Source organism: Hymenobacter sp. AT01-02, assembly GCF_000961955.2.
In the GTDB taxonomy this organism is placed as follows: Bacteria; Bacteroidota; Bacteroidia; order Cytophagales; family Hymenobacteraceae; genus Hymenobacter; species Hymenobacter mucosus.
Genome location: NZ_JZIR02000132.1, coordinates 1 through 622, shown reverse-complemented (window position 1 = coordinate 622; position 622 = coordinate 1). Strand labels below are relative to the sequence as shown.

Sequence of the window (622 nt, the reverse complement as noted above, 5' to 3'; positions counted from 1 at the left end):
GTAGGTACTCTCTTAGCCATTCTAATGAATGAGGAGGGCGGTGCTAACGAATCTTCTGAACCGAACGAAGAGTAAGCTTCGCTATTCTTTCTGGAAGCACACTTCTAGATAATACGTACTGCAGCGTGTATTTCATAATAAGAAGGCCCCTGGATACAAACGTCTAGGGGCCTTCTTGTTATCAGAAGAGGAGGTATTAGAACTTTTTGATCAGGCAGCCCGCCGCGCGTTTATCGGCTACACCGGCTGGGCGGCCAGCCAGTATGTTATCCAGAGCTTGTGCGAGGTAGCGCTCCTTTACATAACTTTCTACCTGCGGATTATCATCAATAGCCCCTTTATAGCGAACCGCAAACCCATCACCGGTGGGCTGGAGTAGCACTACTTCGGGAGTTTTAGTGGCTCCAAGCATAGCGCTAACTTTCTGTCCATCGTCGGTAAAGAGGGGGGTATCGGCCCCGCCTGTAGCTTTAATTTTCAGTTTCTCCGCATCGCCCATGTCAGTGCTGGCTTCCAGGTTGATGGGGGCGTTGACGAATAGAAACTCTACTCCTTTGGCAGTGTACTCATTACTGAGGGCACCCAAACGGCTCTGATATAGCTTGGAGAAAGCACACGTTGG

Annotated in this window: 1 protein-coding gene; it reads right to left on the bottom strand. The window is 49.8% G+C overall.

Annotation, left to right across the window (positions count from 1 at the left end; genetic code table 11):
- Positions 1-196: 196 nt before the first annotated feature.
- The coding region (locus VI25_RS21000; protein ID WP_055562823.1) for a hypothetical protein at positions 197-622 on the bottom strand (426 nt) is incomplete at its 5' end.